Raw genomic sequence first — 18,544 nt, forward strand, 5'->3', positions numbered from 1 at the left:
CTGCGCTCGTGACGTTGATCAGAGGCTCCCTAGGCATTTAGGTGCTGGGTTGCAGCTGACCGCTGGCAAAGCCGGTAACCAGATCCAGCAGCAATTCCTGCAGAGGTTCGCCGGAACCCTTGACGGCGGCATCGGCACGCTGGGCAAGTAGCAAGAGGGCATGCGCCTGGGTGGACTTGAGTCGCTGGCTGGCCTTGCGATAGAGGGGTTTGCGTCTATCCCAGATGGCCAGTTGCTTACAGGCAGCATCAAAGGGCAGGCCTTCGTTGAGATGATGCAGCAGCTTGCCGGTCTGGCGGATTTCGCGGGTCAGGGCCCAGAGCAGCAGGGGGGCTTCCGTGCCTTCACCGCGAAGGCCTTCGAGAATACGCAGGGCGCGTCCAGGTTTGCCTTCCAGGCAGGCATCGGCGAGATCAAAAAGGCTGTAGCGGCTGGCATCTTCGATCAGGCTGACCAGACGATCGGCATCCAGTTGTTCACCCGGTTGTACAAAGAGTTTGAGCTTTTCAATTTCCTGGGCTGCGGCCAGCAGGTTGCCTTCCACTTTTTCGGTGAGTAGTTGCAGGGCCGAGGCTTCCAGTTGCATACCGGCTGCCTGGCAGCGTTGGCTGATCCATTGCGGCAGGCGGGTGCCTTCAATTGGCCAGACGGGCAGAATCCAACCGGCCTGATCCACGGCCTTGTACCAGGCGCTCTTGTTTTGTGCGGCATCCAGCTTGCTGCTGGTAAAGAGAAAAACGTCCGGGGTGTTGGCGGCCTGCTGGCAGAGTTGCTGGATGACTTCACTGCCTTCACGACCGGGTTTATTGCCGGTCAGGCGCACTTCTACCAGCTTGCGGTCCCCAAACAGGGAGAGACTGGCCGAGGCTTCGATCAGTTGTTTCCAGGAAAATTGCGGTCCGGCATCGTGTACTTCGCGTTCATCCAGGCCTTCCTGGCGGGCGCGCGCACGAATCTGATCGGCAGCTTCCTGCATCTGCAGGGGTTCGTCCCCGCTGATCCAGATGACGTCCGGCAGTTGCTTTTGCAAGAGGCCGGGCAGTTTATCGACCGTGATCTTCATGGTGCATCACTGGCCGCCTGAGCGCTTGTTGCTGCGTCTTCAGGGGCTGAGGTGGCTTCCAGGGATTTGATTCTCAGGGTCAACTGGCGCAACAGATTGCTTTGCATCCGTTGTTTCAGATCATCGCGCAGTCGGTCGCGGGCCAGCAGGGAGTCGTTTTCAGAATCATAGGTGTACTGACTGCGGGTGGAGAAGTCCTCATTGCTGAAGAGACTTTCACCGTCACGGTCACGTGCTGAAGCCGTGACCAGCAGTTCCAGCTCGTGTTCTTCCACCTGACCGAAAACCAGTTGGCGCTCGCCAGATCGCAGGTCTTTCAGCCTGATTGTTACTGCTGCAGCCTGGCTGGAATCCGTCGTGGCCACGCCCGACTGGTTTAGCTGGCGCTCCAGCGCAGTGGCCAGGGAGCCAGCGCTGGAATCGGCTTCAACCTTGAGCGGTTGCAGATGATCGGGCAGGGTCAGGTAGCCGCGCAGCTGAAAGCCGCAGCCAGCCAAGAGACCCAGCACTAGCAAGAGCAGAAGCGGGCCGAAGCCCGCCTGTTTTTGCCAGAGCTTCAACATGCTTAACCAACCACCAGGTTGACCAGCTTGCCGGGCACCACGATCACTTTACGCAGTTGCTTGCCTTCCAGGTGTTTTTGCACCTTCTCATCGGCCAGAGCCTGCTTCTCGATGCTGTCTTTATCGGCATCGGCAGGGACTTCCAACTGGGCGCGAACCTTGCCGTTAACCGACACGGCCATGCTGATGGAATCGCGGGTCAGCGCCGCTTCATCGACCTCGGGCCAGGGGGCATCAATTACAGAGCCGCTGTTGCCCAGATCCTGCCACAGCTGGTGGCAGGCGTGGGGGGCGATGGGCGAGAGCATGACCACCAGGGCCTGATAGGCTTCACGGGCCACAGCCAGGCTGAGGGCATCGGTGGCATCAAAGCGGCTGAGGCTATTACTCAGTTCCATCATGGCGGCGATGGCCGTATTAAAGGTGATGCGGCGGCCCATGTCATCGCTGACTTTCTGGAGGGTCTCATGGGTCTTGCGACGCATCTCTTTTTGTTCCTTGGTCAGCTGATCCAGTTTCAGTTCACCCGGCTGACCGGCGGCCAGATGCTGGTGCACCAGACGCCAGAAACGCTTGATAAAGCGGTTGGCCCCTTCGACACCGGAATCCGACCACTCCAGGGATTGTTCGGGAGGCGCAGCAAACATCATGAACAGGCGCACGGTATCGGCCCCGTAGAGGTCGATCATGGCCTGGGGATCAACACCATTGTTCTTGGATTTGGACATCTTCTCGATGCCGCCGATTTCCACCGGCTGGCCGTCGCTGATCAGCTTGGCGCTGGTGGCGCGGCCCTTGGAATCCTTTTCCACTTCAACATCAGCGGGATTGAACCAGTCCTTGCTGCCATCGGGGTTGTTGCGGTAGTAGGTTTCCGCGACCACCATGCCCTGGGTGAGTAGGCGCTTGAAGGGTTCATCGGAATTGACCAGCCCGAAGTCACGCATCAGCTTGTGGAAGAAGCGCGCATACAGCAGGTGGAGAATGGCGTGTTCGATACCGCCGATATAGTAGTCAACCGGCAGCCAGTAGTTGGCACGTTCGTCCAGCATGGCTTCGTCGTTATCGGCACAGCAGAAACGGGCAAAATACCAGCTGGATTCCATGAAGGTATCAAAGGTGTCGGTTTCTCTTTCCCAGCCGTTACCCAGGTCGTAGAAGGCCGGCATCTTCTTGATGGGTGAACCGCCGCTGGCATCGAATTCCACTTCCAGCGGCAGGGCCACGGGCAGGTCTTCGTCCTTGACCGGACGGGTTTCACCGTCAGGGCCGTTTTCAACCGGGATGGGCGCACCCCAGTAACGCTGGCGGGAGACACCCCAGTCGCGCAGACGGAAATTGGTTTTGACCTGACCCTTGCCCAGGCGCTCCAGCTCACCGGAGATGGCATTGAACGCGGCTTCAAATTCCAGACCATCAAACTGGGAGGAATTGATCAGCTTGCCTTTTTCTACAAAGGCTTCCTGGGTGATATCACAGGCTTCATCCTGGGCCGGTTCGATAACCTGCTCGATGGGCAGGTCATACTTGCTGGCAAATTCCCAGTCGCGCTGGTCGTGAGCCGGTACAGCCATGACTGCGCCGGTGCCGTATTCCATGAGTACAAAGTTGGCGACCCAGATGGGTACCTGACGGCCGGTCAGCGGATGCACGGCGGTAAAGCCGGTTTGCATGCCTTTCTTTTCCATCACGGCCAGTTCGGCTTCGGAGGTGCCGCCACGGGCGCACTCTTCGAGGAATTGGGCCAGTTCAGGGTTGTTTTCAGCGGCGGCCTTGGCCAGGGGGTGACCGGCGGCGACGGCAACGTAGGTCACACCAAAGAGGGTGTCGGGGCGGGTGGTATAAACCTGCAGGCCTTCAGGCAGCAGGGCTTCGGCGGCAGCACTGAGGCCGAAGGTCATTTCCACACCGCGGGATTTGCCAATCCAGTTACGCTGCATGGTCTTGACCTGTTCAGGCCATTCCACGTTGTTCAGGTCTTGCAGCAGCTCATCGGCATAGTCGGTGATCTTAAGGAACCACTGAGGGATTTCCTTGCGCTCGACCAGGGCGCCGGAACGCCAGCCACGGCCTTCAATAACCTGTTCATTGGCCAGAACCGTCTGATCCACCGGGTCCCAGTTGACCACGGCATTTTTCTTGTAAACCAGGCCTTTTTCCAGCAGCTTGCCGAAGAACCACTGCTCCCACTTGTAGTAGGAGGCATCACAGGTGGCGAATTCACGCTTCCAGTCATAGGCAAAACCCAGGGCCTTTAACTGGTTGCGCATGTAATCGATATTTTCATAGGTCCACTTGCCGGGGGCGACCTTGTTTTTCATGGCCGCGTTTTCGGCAGGCAGGCCGAAGGCATCCCAACCCATGGGCTGCATGACATTCTTGCCCTGAAGGCGCTGGAAACGGCTGATGACATCGCCGATGGTGTAGTTGCGCACATGCCCCATATGCAGCTTGCCACTGGGGTAGGGGAACATCGACAGGCAGTAGAATTTTTCTTTGCTGGCGTCTTCAAGGGCTTGAAAACACTGGTTCTTTTCCCAGAAATCCTGGGCCTGGCTTTCCAGCTTGCTGGGTTGATAATCAGGGATGGAAGAAGGGTTGTTAGTATCCATAAGTTTTATTGGCTGCCTTGAAATCTTGAGCTCTAGAAAATAACGCCCAAGGATACACCAGACCGGCTTGAATAGGTAGGTAGCCCAGTCTTCTGCGCGATGCCGAAGAGGGTCAGTCAGTCTGGGTGGGAGTGCAGTCCTCTGCGCGATGCCGAAGAGGGTCAGTCAGTCTGGGTGGGAGCGCAGTCCCCTGCGCGATCATTGGACCAGAGCCCTGTAACCCCTCGTGCTCGGAGAGCACTCCTACAGCAAGCTCTCATGGCGAGTGCTTAGTCGAAGGGTGAGTCAGTCTGGGTGGGAGCGCAGTCCTCTGCGTGATAATTGGATCAGAGTCCTGTAACCCCTCGTGCTCGGAGAGCACTCCTACAGCAAGCTCTCATGGCGAGTGCTTAGCGAAGGATCAGCCAGCCTGGGTTGGGCTCCTAGTCCCCTGCGCGATGCTGAAGGGTGAGTCAGTCTGGGTGGGAGCGCAGTCCTCTGCACGATCATTGGATCAGAGCCTCGTAACTTCTCGTGCTCGGAGAGCACTCCTACTGAATTCTCTTCCAGTGGGATTAACTCTTGGCAGGATGTTTGCTAATGAAAAACACCGGAAATTCCCTTCCGGGGTTGCTCATTGGCAATGAAACGATAAAATGCCCGTTTGATCCACCAAAGGTCTTAACCGATGCTTGAACGCCTCTTTCAGCTCAAAGCCCATCAAACCTCTGTAAAAACAGAAGTTCTGGCCGGGGTCACTACTTTTTTGACCATGGCTTACATCATCTTTGTTAACCCTTCCATGCTGGCTGCAACGGGTATGGACCAGGGTGCTGTGTTTGTCGCCACCTGCCTGGCTGCGGCCATTGGCTGCCTGATTATGGGGCTCTGGGCCAACTACCCGATTGCTCTTGCACCGGGTATGGGCCTGAATGCCTTTTTTACCTATGGTGTGGTTCTGGGAATGGGTTATTCCTGGGAAGTCGCCCTGGGTGCCATCTTCCTTTCCGGTGTGGTCTTTATCGCCATCAGCATTTTCAAGATCCGTGAGTGGGTGATCAACTCCATTCCCGGTTCCCTGAAGCTGGGTATTGCCGCAGGTATTGGTCTGTTTCTGGCAATTATTGCCCTGAAAAATGCCGGTATCGTGGTGGAAGATCCCGCGACGCTGGTGACCCTGGGGGATCTGTCCCAGCCTTCAGCTATCTATGGTTTCCTGGGCTTTTTTGTGATTGCTGCCCTGGCCTACCTGCGTATTACCGGTGCCGTGATGCTGGGGATTCTTGGTGTTTCCCTGCTGGCGATGCTGCTGGGCCACAATGAATTTGGTGGTTTTGTTTCCATGCCGCCTTCGGTTGCGCCGACCTTTATGGCCATGGATGTAGCCGGTGCTTTTGAAGTGGGCATGATCAGCGTTATTTTTGCCTTCCTGTTTGTGGATCTGTTTGATACCTCCGGCACCCTGATCGGTGTGGCCCAGCGTGGTGGCCTGCTGGATGCCGAAGGCAAGCTGCCCCGGATCAAAAAAGCCCTGATGGCGGACTCCTCGGCCACAGTCGTGGGTTCGGTGCTGGGGACTTCCTCAACCACCAGCTATATCGAAAGTGCCTCGGGTGTTGCAGCTGGTGGTCGTACTGGCTTGACCGCTGTGGTTGTGGCCGGTCTCTTCCTGATCAGCCTTTTCTTTGCCCCGCTGGCCGGTTCCATTCCTGCTTATGCCACCGCCGGTGCGCTGCTTTACGTTGCTGTGCTGATGACTGGCAGCCTGTCCAAGGTAAACTGGGATGATGTCTCTGAAGCGGCACCGGTACTGATTGCTGCCTTGACCATGCCGCTGACCTTCTCGATTGCTCATGGTATTGCCCTGGCATTTGTCAGCTATGCCGCGATCAAGCTCTTCTCCGGCCAGGGTAAAGAAGTCAGCATCAGTGTTTATGTCCTGGCGGCATTGTTTGTCGTCAAGTTTATTTTCTTCCCTTGATTTGGATCCTTTAAAGGGTCTGATGGCTAGAACCTGGGGCTTATATGAAATACTTCATCGGGACACAAGAAGGTGAATATGAGCCTGGTTCTGGCCAGAAGGTTCTAAGAAATAAGCTGGGAATTCAGTCAGAGCTGGATATGAATGAAGCTGAAGAGGTTTTGTTGCTTCAGCTTTATGAATACCTCTTTGAGCCAGAGTTTGACTTGGCGACCTTAACTTTTGCAAATATCCAAGATTGGCACCATATGTGGCTACAGCCTATTTACGAGTGGGCTGGCAAGCTACGAACGGTGGACATGTCTAAAGCAGACTTCAGATTTGCAGCGGCGCAATTTTTGCCCAATCAAATTCAGCCTTTTGAAAATAGCTATCTTCTGGAATTCGAGAAACTAGGCCATTACACCTTTGATGAGCTGGTAAGCTTTTTGGCTGAGAGCCATGTTGAATTTATTCTTATACACCCATTTCGTGAAGGTAATGGACGCATCTCGCGTCTTTTAATGGACGTTATGGCGACGAAAGCTGGCTACGGTCCTTTGGACTATTCCCTTTGGGATGGGCATAAAGACTTTTATTTTCGTGCCATCCAAGCAGGCGTTGCTGGAGAGCTTCAGCACATGCAGCGGTTGGTAAGAGATGTGTTATTAGTTGACGAGTGACTGAGCGAGCGTTAGATGGCTAAATTTACCTGACTTGGCTTTAAGCTTGGCTTCAATGGACTCGATGGATTGCCCCGCCTCAATGGCACAGGAACTGGCTACTGCTCGGTAGATACGAGCTTTGCTGACTTTTCTGGATTCTTTCTCGTTAGCCATAGAATCACCTCACTTGAACAGACTTCATTATAACATTTCAAGCAAAAGGCTGCAGCTGCTTAGCCATCCCCCTTAAACCACATACAAAAGCACGGCCAGGTAATGGGTCAGGCTGCCGCCAAGTACGAACAGGTGCCAGATGCCATGCCAGTGGCGAAAGCGTTCATCATAGGCGTAGAAGACGATGCCCAGGGTGTAGAGGCCGCCGCCTGTTGCCAGTAAGGCAAAACCGGCGGGGGTCAGGGCCTCGATCAGGGGAGGTACGGCGATCAGGACGATCCAGCCCATGACGGCATAGATGACTACCGAGAGAACTCGAGCAGGGGAGCGGGGTTTGATTTCCTGCAGCATGCCTACCAGTGCCAGTCCCCAGACGATGCCAAAGAGGGTCCAGCCCCAGGGGCCACGCAGGGATACCAGGCAAAAGGGCGTATAGCTGCCTGCGATCAGCAGGTAGATCGATAGATGATCCAGCTTTTGCAGCACCCGTTTGGCCTTGCCCTTGAGGCTGTGGTAGAGGGTGGAGTTGGTGTAGAGAATGACCAGGGTGGCACCGTAGATGGCCATGCTGGTGATCTTCCAGGGATCGCCCTGAAAGCTGGCCAGAACCAGCAGATAAACGCCGCCGGCAATGGCCAGTAGCGTGCCCAAGAGATGCGTCCAAGCGTTGAATTTTTCGCCGTAGTACATTTTGAAAATGTTATCCTGTCGTTTTGTCTAGAGTTGGCCCACGATGCACAATCCTTCTGTAGAAACCTCTCCTTTGGGCAAGGACACCCAGTACGTCAATCAATACGATCCCGGTCTTCTCTATCCGCTGCCGCGTCAGCCGGGTCGTGATAGCCTGGGTCTGGATGCTGCCTCCCTGCCATTCCGGGGAATGGACATCTGGAATGCCTATGAAGTTTCCTGGCTGAATGCCAAGGGCAAGCCGCTGGTGCGTCTGGCCGAGTTTCGTATTCCGGCTGAGTCCACCCATATTGTTGAATCCAAGTCTTTCAAACTTTATCTGAACTCCTTCAATCTGACGAGTTTTGACTCGGAAGAGGCTGTTTTGCAGCGGTTGCGGGAGGATCTTTCTCAAGCGGTGGGCCTGCCGGTGGAGGTGACCCTGTTTCGGGGCGATGCCGGTCTGGTGCCCCAGGCACTGGAAGGGCGGTGTCTGGATGACCTGGATATCAGCGTGGAAGACTATACGCCTGCCCCCCATCTCTTGAAAGCTGATCCGGACCTGCTGGTCAGCGAAACCCTGGTCAGCCATCTGCTGAAATCCAACTGTCCGGTGACCGGCCAGCCTGACTGGGCCAGTGTGCAGATCAGTTATCGGGGTCCCAAGCTGGATGCCGCCGGACTGCTGGCTTATTTGATTTCCTATCGTGAGAAGGGTGATTTTCACGAACACTGTGTTGAAGAGATTTTTGTTGACCTGCTCAAGCAGTGTCAGCCCCAGGAGCTGAGCGTCTATGCCCGTTATCTGCGCCGGGGTGGGCTGGACATCAATCCCTGGCGGTCTACGCTTTCCCTGAAGCCTGCCAATCTGCGTCAGCTCAGGCAATAACTTGCAAAAGGTGGTGATATGAAAGAGGAACTCCTGCAATTGGCCGAGGCAATGCCCAAGGCTGAATTGCACCTGCACATTGAAGGTAGTCTGGAGCCGGAACTGGTCTTCAAACTGGCCAAGCGCAATCAGGTTCAGCTGGATTATGCCAGCGTCGAAAACCTCAAGGCGGCCTATTCCTTCAATAATCTGCAGGAATTTCTGGATGTTTATTATGCTGGCATGTCGGTGCTGCTGACCGAAGATGATTTTTATGACCTGACCTGGGCCTATCTGCAAAGAGTGCACGAAGAAAAAGTGGTGCACGTGGAAATCTTCTTTGATCCCCAGGCGCATCTGGAAAGAGGCGTGCCCCTGACCGTGCAACTGGCCGGTATTCACGGTGCGCTGGAAGCGGGCAAGGCCACGCTGGGCATCAGCTATCGCCTGATTCTGTCTTTCTTGCGGCATCTGCCGGAAAGCAGCGCTCTGGAAACCCTGGAGTTGGCTAAACCTCATCTGGATCAGATCGACGGTTTTGGTCTGGATTCCTCGGAAAAAGGCTTTCCGCCGGAGAATTTCCAGCAGGTTTTTGCCGAGTGCAAAAAACTGGGCAAGCCCATTACCGTGCATGCCGGTGAAGAAGGGCCTCCCGAATACGTCTGGCAGGCACTGGATCTGCTCAAGGTGGATCGCATCGATCACGGCAACCGTGCCCTGGAAGATGACGCCCTGGTGGAGCGCCTGGCCAAAGACAAGATGACCCTGACCGTCTGCCCCCTGTCCAATCTTAAGCTCTGTGTCGTCGAGGATCTCAAGGAGCATCCCTTGTTGACCATGCTGGATAAGGGACTGCATGCCATGGTCAATTCCGACGATCCGGCTTATTTTGGCGGCTATCTGCTGGATAATTATCGTGCCCTGATCGAGCAGCTGCCCGTGACTCGCCAACAGCTGCATCAGCTGGCGCGCAATGCCTTTACCAGCGCCTGGTTGAGTGATGAAGACAAGGCCCGGCACCTGGCCGCCGTGGATGAAGTCTTTGCCGGTTGAGGCCGTCAACCTAAATAGACAAGGCAGCCCGAGAGGCTGCCTTTTTTATTGCGAAAATCAACCAAGGATCAGCAACTGGGGTGAATAGAGCGCCAGACTCAGGCGAGCCACCAGCCAGCCCAGGAGGGCACCGGCTAGGACATCGGAAGGGTAATGCAAACCCAGAACCAGCCGCGACAGGGCCACCAGCCCGGTAAAGCAGCCCAGCAGCCAGGCGCTCTGGGGCAGAGCGATGACCAGCAGGGTGGTAAAGGCGACGGCATGCAGGGTATGCCCGGAAGGAAAACTGTATTTATCCAGCGCGGGCATGCGGGCTTCGATGCTGGTGCTGGCATCACAGGGTCGCAGGCGACTGGTCGAGCGTTTAAGAAAGAGGTAAAGCCAGGTGCAGATCAAACCGGTAAGGGCGGCCTGAAGACTTAACAGCAGACCGGCCCAGCCCAGCGTTAGTGGCAAGAGAATCAAGAGGGCATACCAGAAGAGGCCATCACCCAGGCGGCTGACCAGCTGAAAGGGGCGGCAAATCAGCGGGCGCACACCACAGAGGTTGAACCAGCGGCCCAGTTGCAGATCCAGGTGTTCAAATCTTGCGACCCAGGGACTCAATATCGGCAGCTTGTGTTTGCTGTTCATGGCGTTCACCTCCGAATTGGCTGGCCATTAAATACTGGTAAAAACGCTCACAGACTTCATTCCAACTGAGTTTCTGAATACTTTGGCTGGCCAGGTGACCCATGATCAGCCGCAGGCGGTCTTCACCGGCCAGTTCACGGGCGGCCTGAATAAATCCCTGCTCGCTGGTGTTGGTCTCCACCAGCCAGCCATTCTTGCCCTGGGCAATCAATTCAGCCGCAGCAGCCCGGCGGTAGGCTACTAGAGGCAGGCCGCTGGCCAGGGCTTCAGCCACGACATTGCCGTAGGTATCGGTCAGGCTGGGAAAGAGAAACAAATCCATGCTGGCGTAGTAGCCGGCCAGATTCTCACCTTCCTGGCTACCCACCAAAATTGCTGCAGGGCAGCGCCGCTGGATTTCCTCTTTCCAGGGGCCGTCACCGACCACCAGCAGGCGTGCGCTGGGATGCTCCTGATGAATGGCCTGAAAGCTTTTCAGCAAGAGCTCCAGGTTCTTTTCTGCAGCCAGGCGGCCAACGTAGCCCACGAGGAGATCACCCGGAGCCAGACCCAGTTGGCGGCGCAGTTTTTCACTGCGTTTTTGCGGCCCGAAGATGCGGGTATCCACACCACGTCCCAGGCGTTCGACCTGACCGAAACCGGCATCCTGCAGGAGTTCCTGCTGCTGGATGGACGGGGTCAGGGTGAGGGTCGAGGCTCGGTGAAAAAAGCGCAGATACTGATGCAGGGGTTTTTGCAGCCAGCCCAGACGGTAGTGCTGCAGGTAAAGATCGAAACTGGTGTGATAGCCGGTTACGGCCGGTATCCGGTGTTTGCGTGCAAAGCGCAGGGCATCCAGCCCCAGCGGCCCCTGGGTAGCGATATAAAAGACCTGCGGAGCCCGGTGCAGCCACTGTTTTTTCACCCGCGAAGGCAGCTTCCAGCCAAACTTGAGGCCGGGATAGCCGGGTAGTGGGTGGCCGGGAGCCTGCCAGCTGGTAATTCCCGGCCCCGGTTGCTGGATGCGACCGGGACTGATGAGATCCAGCGTCACGCCTTTTTTGACCAGTCCCTGGCAGAGGTGGCTGAGGGTTTTACTCACCCCGTTGATTTCCGGCAAAAAGGTTTCGGTCACCACTGCAATGTGCATCTTTATATCCCCGTTTAACACTTAAGCCGATGCTGACCCCGGCAAATGACAGGCGGGCGACGCTAAGAGGAAATTTTAATGACAGCCCGGCTGTAACCGGTTTGTCACGACTTGGACACGGTTTTGCCATGCCTCTGCGGCAAGCTGAGGCAAATCGCAGGAGGTAAGACCATGCTGAATATTGAAAAACTGGCCAGTGATCATTATCCGCAACTGGACACCCAGCCCCGTCTGATTCGTCAGCCATTGGTGGCTTTGTTAAAGGATCTCTTTCACGAAGACGAGATCAATGCTTTTCTGGACCAGCATCAGGATCTGGGTCCGCTGGAATTTGTCGATCAGGTGCTGGAGCGTTTCCAGTTCAGTTACCAGGTCGCGGCCCGGGAGAAACAGAATATTCCCGCAGAGGGCCGGGTTGTTATTGTGGCCAACCATCCTATCGGCAGCCTGGATGGACTGGTGCTGCTCAAGCTGGTTAGCGAAATCCGCCCGGACGTCAAAGTGGTCGCCAATGAACTCCTGTGGCAGCTCAAGCCGCTGCGACCTTTGCTGTTGCCCGTGGACAACCTGTCCAGCAAGGGCTTTCGGCAGACCTTCCGCCAGGTCACTGCGAGTCTGGAAAACGAAGAAGCCGTGATCATCTTCCCGGCCGGAGAAGTCTCGCGAATGACTGCCAAAGGGATTCGCGACTGCCAGTGGCAAAAGGGTTTTGTTCACTTTGCCCGTAAAACCAATAGTCCGCTGCTGCCGGTACACCTGGATTACACCAATTCGGCCCTCTTCTATTCCCTGTCGATGATCTACAAACCGCTGGGTGGTCTGCTGCTGGTGCGCGAGATGTTCCGCAAGCATCGGCGCGACCTGCCGGTTCGCATCGGTGAACTGATTCCGCTGGAGCACTTTGATCTGCCCGGCCTGCCGGTCAAGACCAAGGTCAAGTTGTTGCGCAAGCAGGTCTATCGCCTGCCCACGCGCAAGTCTTCACTGTTTGTGACCAGCAAGACTCTGGCACATCCGGAAAATCCTCAAGCCATCAAGCAGGAACTCCAGGAAGCCGAATGCCTGGGCCAGACCGAAGATGGCTGGAAGATCTTTCTGGCCGATTATCGACCCGATTCCGCTCTGCTGCGTGAAATCGGCCGCCTGAGAGAATTGACCTTTCGGCGTGTGGGCGAAGGCACGGGCCAGCGCCGGGATATTGATCACTATGATCGCCATTACCAGCAACTGGTGCTCTGGAATGAAGAGAGCCTGGAAATCGTGGGCGCCTATCGCCTGGCAGAAACCGGCCCTTTGGTCAAAGAACAGGGCTTGGACGGTCTTTACTCCTCTAGCCTGTTCAAGCACCAACGCCAGCTTTTGCCCTGTCTGGAGAAGGGTGTAGAGCTGGGACGCAGCTTTGTGCAGCCCAAGTATTGGGGCAGACGCAGCCTGGATTATCTCTGGCAGGGCATTGGTGCCTATCTGCGCAGCCGCCCTCAATTGCAATGGATGCTGGGGCCGGTTTCCATTTCCAATGCCTTGCCGCCCGCGGCCAAGGATCTGCTGGTGATCTACTACCGCTATTACTATGGCCAGACCAGCCATCTGTCGCTGGCGCGGGCGCCCTATATGGTCAGCGAAGAAGGTCGCAAGGAAGCCCTGCGTATCTTCGGTTTCCAGTCCTGCGAAGAGGACTTCAAAACCCTGAAAAAGGCTCTGGCCTTCTACGGGGTTACGGTGCCGACCCTGTACAAGCACTACACCGGCTTGTGTGAAACCGGGGGTGCCCATTTTCTTGATTTCAACGTGGATGCCTATTTCAGCTACTGCATTGATGGTCTGGTGTTGGTGGAGACCGCCCAGATCAAGCAGAAGAAAAAACAACGTTATCTGCGTTCACTCTAAGCAGGGAGAGGCAGAATGAATTCCAGCTTCACACTGGGTGATTCCGACGAGCAGCTGCCCGGGGCCTTGGCCACTTTGGAGGAAGACCTTCATCAACTGCTGGATCAACACCAGGTCTTCAGTGTTTTCCAGCCCCTGGTCAGCCTGCGTGAAAAACGCATCTACGCCTGGGAGGCCCTCTCGCGCGGGCCCCTGGATACGGAACTGCATTCCCCCCTGAGACTTTTCGGAACGGCTCGTAAGCTGGGCAAGCTGGCAGCGGTGGAACAGCTCTGTCGGGAAAAGGCTGTTCAGGGGTTTGCCGACCAGCAGCTACCGGGCAAGCTGTTTATCAATGTTTCCCCGGACCTGCTGATCCAACCCGATCACGAGCCCGGTCAGTTGTTGCAGCTACTGGAGATGGCCGGGATACGTCCTGATCGCGTGGTGATCGAACTGACCGAAAACCACCCGGTGCATGACTTTGAACTCATGCGCCAGGGGCTGGAGTATTATCGCAACCACGGTTTCCAGGTGGCTCTGGATGATCTGGGGAATGGTTATTCCGGCCTGCGTCTCTGGTCGGAACTCAAACCCGATTACGTCAAAATCGATCGTCATTTTGTTCATCAGGTGCATCGGGATAGAGTCAAACAGGATTTTATGCAATCCCTGTTCAAACTGGCGACCTCCCTGGGTACGCGTCTGGTCGCCGAAGGCGTGGAGAGTCAGCAGGAACTGGAATTCTTGCAACAGCTGGGTGTGGATCTGGTGCAGGGTTACTACTTCGCCTGTCCCCAGGCGAAACCTCTGTTGCAGGTGGATACCTCGGTGATTCCCAATCTCTCGATTCGCGGTGGCAGGGACCCGGGTGAGACTTCGGAAAGCATCGGTCTGTTGCTTCGCAAGGTTCGTTGTGTTTCGCCCCAGACCAGTGTGGCAGAAGCCGTGGAGATTTTTCGCCAGGACGAAGACCTGTTTTCCCTGCCGGTGGTGGACAGTCACCTGCGCCCCCAGGGTTTATTGCTGCGTAACCAGTTGATGAAAGAGTTGCTTAGACCTTTCGGCAAGGAAATTATCTATCGGCGTTGTGTTGCCGACATGATGTACCCGCATTCACTGTGCGTTGATATCGATTTCCCTCTGGAAGAAGTCAGTCGCCTGGTGACAGAACGCCATCGTGACCATCTGGATGATGATTTTATTGTCACCCGCTCGGGTTGTTATGCCGGAATCGGACAGGTGGTGGATCTTTTGAAAACCATGACTGACCTGAAGGTTCGCAATGCCCGCCAGGCCAATCCGCTGACTCTTTTGCCGGGGAATGGGCCCATCCAGTCCACGCTGGATAAATGGCTGGCCGAACAGCAGCCACTGGTGGTCTGCTATCTGGATCTGGATAACTTCAAACCCTTCAACGACACCTATGGCTATGCCCTGGGCGATCAGCTATTGCAGAGCCTGGCTGCTTGCATGCAGGAGCATCTGCACCCTCAGGATGATTTTATCGGCCATATCGGCGGGGATGATTTTGTTGCCCTTTGCCGCAGTACTGACTGGCAAAAGCGTATGCTTGAAGTGCTGCATCAGTTCTCGCGGCATAGCCTGGAATACTACCAGGAAGAGGATCGCCAGGCCGGTGGCATCTATGCCGAAGATCGTTACGGAACCAGGCGCTTTTTTGCCTTTGTCGGGGTTTCCATCGCAGCCTTCAGAACCTTGCCGGGAGACAAGATGACGGCCCATATGCTGGCAGCCGAGGTGTCTCATCTCAAGCATGCCGCCAAAAAAATCGATGGTTCCAGCCTGATTTACCAGGATCGACAAAGTCTGCAACAACTCTGGCCGACAAAAAATCCCCCCCAGGATCTGCAGTAGGCTAAGCTACTCCCTTTTGCAGGGAGTCAGCGTTTGGAACTCAGTCTGGAAATCCTCTCCTGGTTATTTGTTGCAGCCCTTGTGGCCGGATTTATCGATACCCTGGCCGGAGGCGGCGGACTTATCACCATCCCGGCCTTGCTTCTGGCCGGGGTCGCTCCGCTGGAGGCACTGGCCACCAATAAACTGCAAAGTGTTTTTGGTGTGGCGACCGCTTCGGCGACTCTCTTTCGTCGGCGTCTACTGGTCTGGCAGGAGATGCGTGCCCTCTTTTTTGCGGCTTTGGCAGGTTCGGCCCTGGGTGCAGCCAGCGTCCAGTTGATCAATCCGCAAATGCTGGACTGGGTTATTCCCCTGGTACTGCTGTTGATTGCAGCCTACTACCTGCTGGCCCCCAAGGCGGGTGATCTGGAAACCCGGCCACGAATCCGCGCCCTGACCTACCAACGCTTCTGGGTGCCGGTGATCGGTTTTTATGATGGCATGTTCGGCCCGGGCACAGGTTCCTTTTTTGCGACCTCAGCAGTTGCTCTACGTGGCTACACACTGCTAGATGCCACGGTTCGGGCCAAGTTTTTGAATCTGGCCACCAATCTGGCCGCCCTGGCGGTTTTTGCCCTGGGGGGTGAGCTGGTCTGGTCAATCGGTTTGGTGATGCTGGTGGGCCAGGCTCTGGGTGCCTGGCTGGGCACTCAGGCTGTACTCAAGGGGGGGAGCCGACTGATTCGCCCCCTGCTGGTCACCACCTGTGTGCTGATGCTGATACGCTATTTTTGGACAGGGTGAGGGCAGGTGTTCAAGGAAATGGTTAGTCATTCATCCTGAATTTGGTTATTTGTTTGGTTTTTAATTCTGTTTTTTTGATTTTAATCAGTCCAACAAACTGAGTTTTTTTCGCTAAACTGAAGGTTAAACTGATTGACCGGAGGTTCTATGCAGACGATTGCCGTAATCGGAGGTGGTATTACCGGGGTGACCACCGCCTATGCCCTGCTGCGCAGGGGCTATGAGGTGACTCTCTATGAAAGCCACCGCTATGCTGCCATGGAAACATCCTACGCCAATGGTGGCCAGCTATCGGCGAGTAATGCCGAAGTCTGGAATTCCCTGCCCACCCTGCTCAAGGGACTGCGCTGGATTTTTACCCAGGAGGCTCCTTTACTGGTCAATCCCAAGCCTTCCTGGCACAAGCTATCCTGGATGGCCGCTTTTGTGGCTGCACTGCCCAAACACGATGACAACACCTGTGAAACCGTGCGTCTGGCTTTGCAGGCACGTGAACACCTCTTTACCTGGGCACGGGAAGAAAAGATCAATTTTGACCTGAAAAAAGAAGGCATCCTGCATGTCTATCGAAGCCGTGAAGAATACCAGCAGGCAGCCAGAATTCAGCGCCTTCTGACCGAGGCCGGGCTGGAAAGGCACCCGGTCACGGCCGAGGATATTCACCGCCTGGAACCCACCTTGCATGGTCACTTCCATGCCGGCTACTACACGCCCGGTGATGCCACCGGCGATATTCACAAGTTTACCAAGGGATTGGCGACCGCCTGTGAGCGGCGGGGTGGCAAGATTCATTACCAGACCCGGGTGGATCAGCTCCTGGCCGATGAAAAACAGGCCTGGGTAACCTCCCATTCTCCTTCGGGTACTCATACGCAAAGCTATGACCGGGTGGTGATCTGTGCCGGCACTGCCAGTCGTGAACTGGGAGCCCAGGTGGATGACAAGCTGAACATCTATCCGGTCAAGGGTTATTCCATCACCCTGGATCTCAAGGACAAGGCCAGCCGCGAAGCTGCACCCAACGTCAGCCTTTTGGATGAAGCCCACAAGCTGGTTTCCAGCCGCCTGGGAGCTTCCCGCCTGAGGGTGGCGGGTACGGCCGAGTTCAATGGATATAACCGCGATATACGGGATGATCGCATCCGTCCATTGATCCGCTGGGTGGAGGATTTCTTTCCTGGAGTATCGACTGAATCCGTGGTGCCCTGGACAGGTTTGCGGCCCATGACGCCGGATATGATGCCGCTGGTTAAACGCGGTAAATACCCCAGTGTTTATTACAACACCGGTCATGGCCATCTGGGCTGGACACTGGCGGCAGCCACTGCGGAAATGCTGGCTGATAGTTTGCGTTGATATCGAAGACTGTAAAGCCGGGACCCGAGCTTTAAGAAACCTCTGATTAACTAATGCGCTGCGACCTATAACCTGCGCTCATCACGTTGATCAGAGGCTCTTTAATCTGTGCCCGCAGCCGGAGAGCGCTTTTTACGCAGGGCCTTGAGCTGGACAAAGTCGTAAAGATCACTCAGGAAAAACTGTTGCACTTCCGGGTCGCGCAGGTGGCTGAGGGCATCGGGCTTTTTGGCTAGATAACGCCTGGCCGTGGTTACAAAGGGCTGGGGTAGACTGGCATTAAAATCCGAGGGCTGGATCAGCATGCGCATGACCCGGGCAAACACCAGCTCCAGCCGGGGAGTCGTCTGACTTTTGATGGCTTCGGCATAATGCTCGAGTAGTTGTTGGTAATCCTCTAATTGCGGCGCTTTCATCGTTTTATCTTGTCTTTCAGTCGGCTCAGCAGACTCTGGGGTTGTTCCAGGCGCTTGGCTTGAACTTCTTTCTCTACCCTCAAAGAGGCCTGGTACTTGGCCTGCTGGTAGAGCTCATGCAACTCTTCGGTGGTGATATCTCGATAGGAGTCCAGTTCTGCCAAGGCCTTGTCAAAATCTTCCGGCTCAGGGTCGGCAGTAAAATTCTTGGGTAGTGGTGGTTCAGTACGCGAAATCAATGCCAGCGAGACAGGGTAACGGCGCCAGGGGAAAAAACTGTTAAAGATAATCGCCACCAGAATCAGGCTGGCCACGTTCATGAAGACCGGAGTCAAAAGGTATTGGTAACCCATTTCCTGAATCTGTTCACCACCGACCACGGCTACCATGGCTGTAGCGCCACCGGGAGGATGAATGGAGTGCAGATAATGCATGCTGCCCATGGCCAGGGCCACCGCCAGTGAAGGGGTCCACCAGTCACTGGGAAAAAAGCGGCTCAGGGTGACACCGATGGCCGCCGAGATCATGTGGCCGCAAATAACCGGCCAGGGTTGTGACAGGGCACCGTGAGGCATACCGAAGATCAGAATGGCGGTGGCGCCCATGGAGGCAATCATCAGTAAAGAGCTGCTGTCTTCCAGATACCAGCTGGAGATCTCGTGAATCGTGATCAGGCCCACCAAGACGCCGGTGATGGAAATCAGCTTCTCGGTGTGGGAGGTGGAATTTCTGTCAACGCCCAGAAAATGGCCAAGCTGGCTGAAGAAGTTCTGCATTCTGGCCTCGGTTACCTACTGAAAAATATTGGAAGTTTAAAGCATACAAAGCTGCAGCAGGGGGGGCAAGCCATCTGCCTGATTTATGGGTCTTTAAG

At 55.7% G+C, this 18,544-nt stretch carries 17 protein-coding genes; 8 read left to right on the forward strand and 9 right to left on the reverse strand.

Going from position 1 to position 18,544, the window contains the following annotated elements:
* Nucleotides 1-37: 37 nt before the first annotated feature.
* The 3 genes from holA to leuS are packed head-to-tail and all read right to left on the reverse strand — an operon-like array spanning nucleotide 38 to nucleotide 4,238.
* Nucleotides 38-1,063 (reverse strand): DNA polymerase III subunit delta, encoded by a 1,026-nt coding sequence (gene holA, locus DFK18_RS00075; RefSeq protein WP_114416172.1) that lies wholly within the window; start codon nucleotides 1,061-1,063, stop codon nucleotides 38-40.
* On the reverse strand, nucleotides 1,060-1,626 hold the full coding sequence (locus DFK18_RS00080; protein ID WP_114416173.1) for an LPS-assembly lipoprotein LptE: 567 nt from the start codon (nucleotides 1,624-1,626) through the stop codon (nucleotides 1,060-1,062). The genes holA and DFK18_RS00080 overlap by 4 nt, the downstream gene beginning before the upstream one ends.
* 2 nt (nucleotides 1,627-1,628) lie before the next feature.
* Nucleotides 1,629-4,238, reverse strand: coding sequence for a leucine--tRNA ligase (gene leuS, locus DFK18_RS00085; RefSeq protein WP_114416174.1), 2,610 nt, complete (start codon nucleotides 4,236-4,238; stop codon nucleotides 1,629-1,631).
* A 667-nt stretch (nucleotides 4,239-4,905) separates the two neighbouring features.
* Between leuS and DFK18_RS00090 the strand changes: the two genes are divergently transcribed.
* Both DFK18_RS00090 and DFK18_RS00095 read left to right on the forward strand, forming a co-directional pair.
* Nucleotides 4,906-6,198, forward strand: a complete 1,293-nt coding sequence (locus tag DFK18_RS00090) for an NCS2 family permease (protein WP_114416175.1) — start codon at nucleotides 4,906-4,908, stop codon at nucleotides 6,196-6,198.
* A 44-nt stretch (nucleotides 6,199-6,242) separates the two neighbouring features.
* Nucleotides 6,243-6,860, forward strand: a complete 618-nt coding sequence (locus DFK18_RS00095; RefSeq protein WP_114416176.1) for a Fic/DOC family protein — start codon at nucleotides 6,243-6,245, stop codon at nucleotides 6,858-6,860.
* On the opposite strand, the gene DFK18_RS14530 is transcribed toward DFK18_RS00095, so the two are convergent.
* Both DFK18_RS14530 and trhA read right to left on the reverse strand, forming a co-directional pair.
* Complete coding sequence (locus tag DFK18_RS14530; protein WP_178006161.1) at nucleotides 6,846-7,016, reverse strand: hypothetical protein; 171 nt, start codon at nucleotides 7,014-7,016, stop codon at nucleotides 6,846-6,848. The genes DFK18_RS00095 and DFK18_RS14530 overlap by 15 nt on opposite strands.
* Before the next feature lie 72 nt (nucleotides 7,017-7,088).
* Complete coding sequence (gene trhA / locus DFK18_RS00100) at nucleotides 7,089-7,706, reverse strand: PAQR family membrane homeostasis protein TrhA (RefSeq protein ID WP_114416177.1); 618 nt, start codon at nucleotides 7,704-7,706, stop codon at nucleotides 7,089-7,091.
* 43 nt (nucleotides 7,707-7,749) lie between these two features.
* Between trhA and queF the strand changes: the two genes are divergently transcribed.
* Nucleotides 7,750-8,574, forward strand: coding sequence for an NADPH-dependent 7-cyano-7-deazaguanine reductase QueF (gene queF, locus DFK18_RS00105; protein ID WP_114416178.1), 825 nt, complete (start codon nucleotides 7,750-7,752; stop codon nucleotides 8,572-8,574).
* An 18-nt stretch (nucleotides 8,575-8,592) separates the two neighbouring features.
* Nucleotides 8,593-9,606 (forward strand): adenosine deaminase, encoded by a 1,014-nt coding sequence (locus tag DFK18_RS00110; protein ID WP_114416179.1) that lies wholly within the window; start codon nucleotides 8,593-8,595, stop codon nucleotides 9,604-9,606.
* Between the two features lie 57 nt (nucleotides 9,607-9,663).
* Here the strand turns inward: DFK18_RS00110 and DFK18_RS00115 are convergent, their stop codons facing one another.
* Together DFK18_RS00115 and DFK18_RS00120 are read right to left on the reverse strand one after the other, a co-directional pair.
* Nucleotides 9,664-10,239: a phosphatase PAP2 family protein gene (locus tag DFK18_RS00115; RefSeq protein WP_114416180.1), complete on the reverse strand. Its 576-nt coding sequence runs from the start codon at nucleotides 10,237-10,239 to the stop codon at nucleotides 9,664-9,666.
* A complete protein-coding gene (locus DFK18_RS00120; protein WP_114416181.1) occupies nucleotides 10,187-11,368 on the reverse strand; it encodes a glycosyltransferase family 4 protein in 1,182 nt (393 codons plus the stop codon). The genes DFK18_RS00115 and DFK18_RS00120 overlap by 53 nt, the downstream gene beginning before the upstream one ends.
* A 171-nt stretch (nucleotides 11,369-11,539) precedes the next feature.
* Here DFK18_RS00120 and olsF point away from each other — a divergent pair, with 171 nt between their 5' ends.
* From olsF to DFK18_RS00140, 4 genes are all read left to right on the forward strand, one after another.
* Nucleotides 11,540-13,255 (forward strand): bifunctional ornithine lipid synthase OlsF, encoded by a 1,716-nt coding sequence (olsF, locus tag DFK18_RS00125; protein ID WP_114416182.1) that lies wholly within the window; start codon nucleotides 11,540-11,542, stop codon nucleotides 13,253-13,255.
* A 15-nt stretch (nucleotides 13,256-13,270) separates the two neighbouring features.
* The gene (locus DFK18_RS00130; protein WP_114416183.1) at nucleotides 13,271-15,112 is read left to right on the forward strand and encodes a bifunctional diguanylate cyclase/phosphodiesterase; all 1,842 of its coding nucleotides are present in this window, start codon (nucleotides 13,271-13,273) and stop codon (nucleotides 15,110-15,112) included.
* A gap of 33 nt (nucleotides 15,113-15,145) precedes the next feature.
* Nucleotides 15,146-15,898 (forward strand): TSUP family transporter, encoded by a 753-nt coding sequence (locus DFK18_RS00135; RefSeq protein ID WP_114416184.1) that lies wholly within the window; start codon nucleotides 15,146-15,148, stop codon nucleotides 15,896-15,898.
* Between the two features lie 147 nt (nucleotides 15,899-16,045).
* Nucleotides 16,046-17,254 (forward strand): D-amino acid dehydrogenase, encoded by a 1,209-nt coding sequence (locus tag DFK18_RS00140; protein WP_114416185.1) that lies wholly within the window; start codon nucleotides 16,046-16,048, stop codon nucleotides 17,252-17,254.
* A 101-nt stretch (nucleotides 17,255-17,355) separates the two neighbouring features.
* Here DFK18_RS00140 and DFK18_RS00145 read toward each other — a convergent pair whose 3' ends face one another.
* Together DFK18_RS00145 and DFK18_RS00150 are read right to left on the reverse strand one after the other, a co-directional pair.
* Nucleotides 17,356-17,670, reverse strand: coding sequence for a hypothetical protein (locus DFK18_RS00145; protein WP_114416186.1), 315 nt, complete (start codon nucleotides 17,668-17,670; stop codon nucleotides 17,356-17,358).
* Nucleotides 17,667-18,446, reverse strand: coding sequence for an HPP family protein (locus tag DFK18_RS00150; RefSeq protein ID WP_114416187.1), 780 nt, complete (start codon nucleotides 18,444-18,446; stop codon nucleotides 17,667-17,669). Before DFK18_RS00150 ends, DFK18_RS00145 begins: the two co-directional genes overlap by 4 nt.
* Nucleotides 18,447-18,544: the final 98 nt, after the last annotated feature.

This window comes from Marinospirillum perlucidum (assembly GCF_003336805.1).
In the GTDB taxonomy this organism is placed as follows: Bacteria; Pseudomonadota; Gammaproteobacteria; order Pseudomonadales; family Halomonadaceae; genus Marinospirillum; species Marinospirillum perlucidum.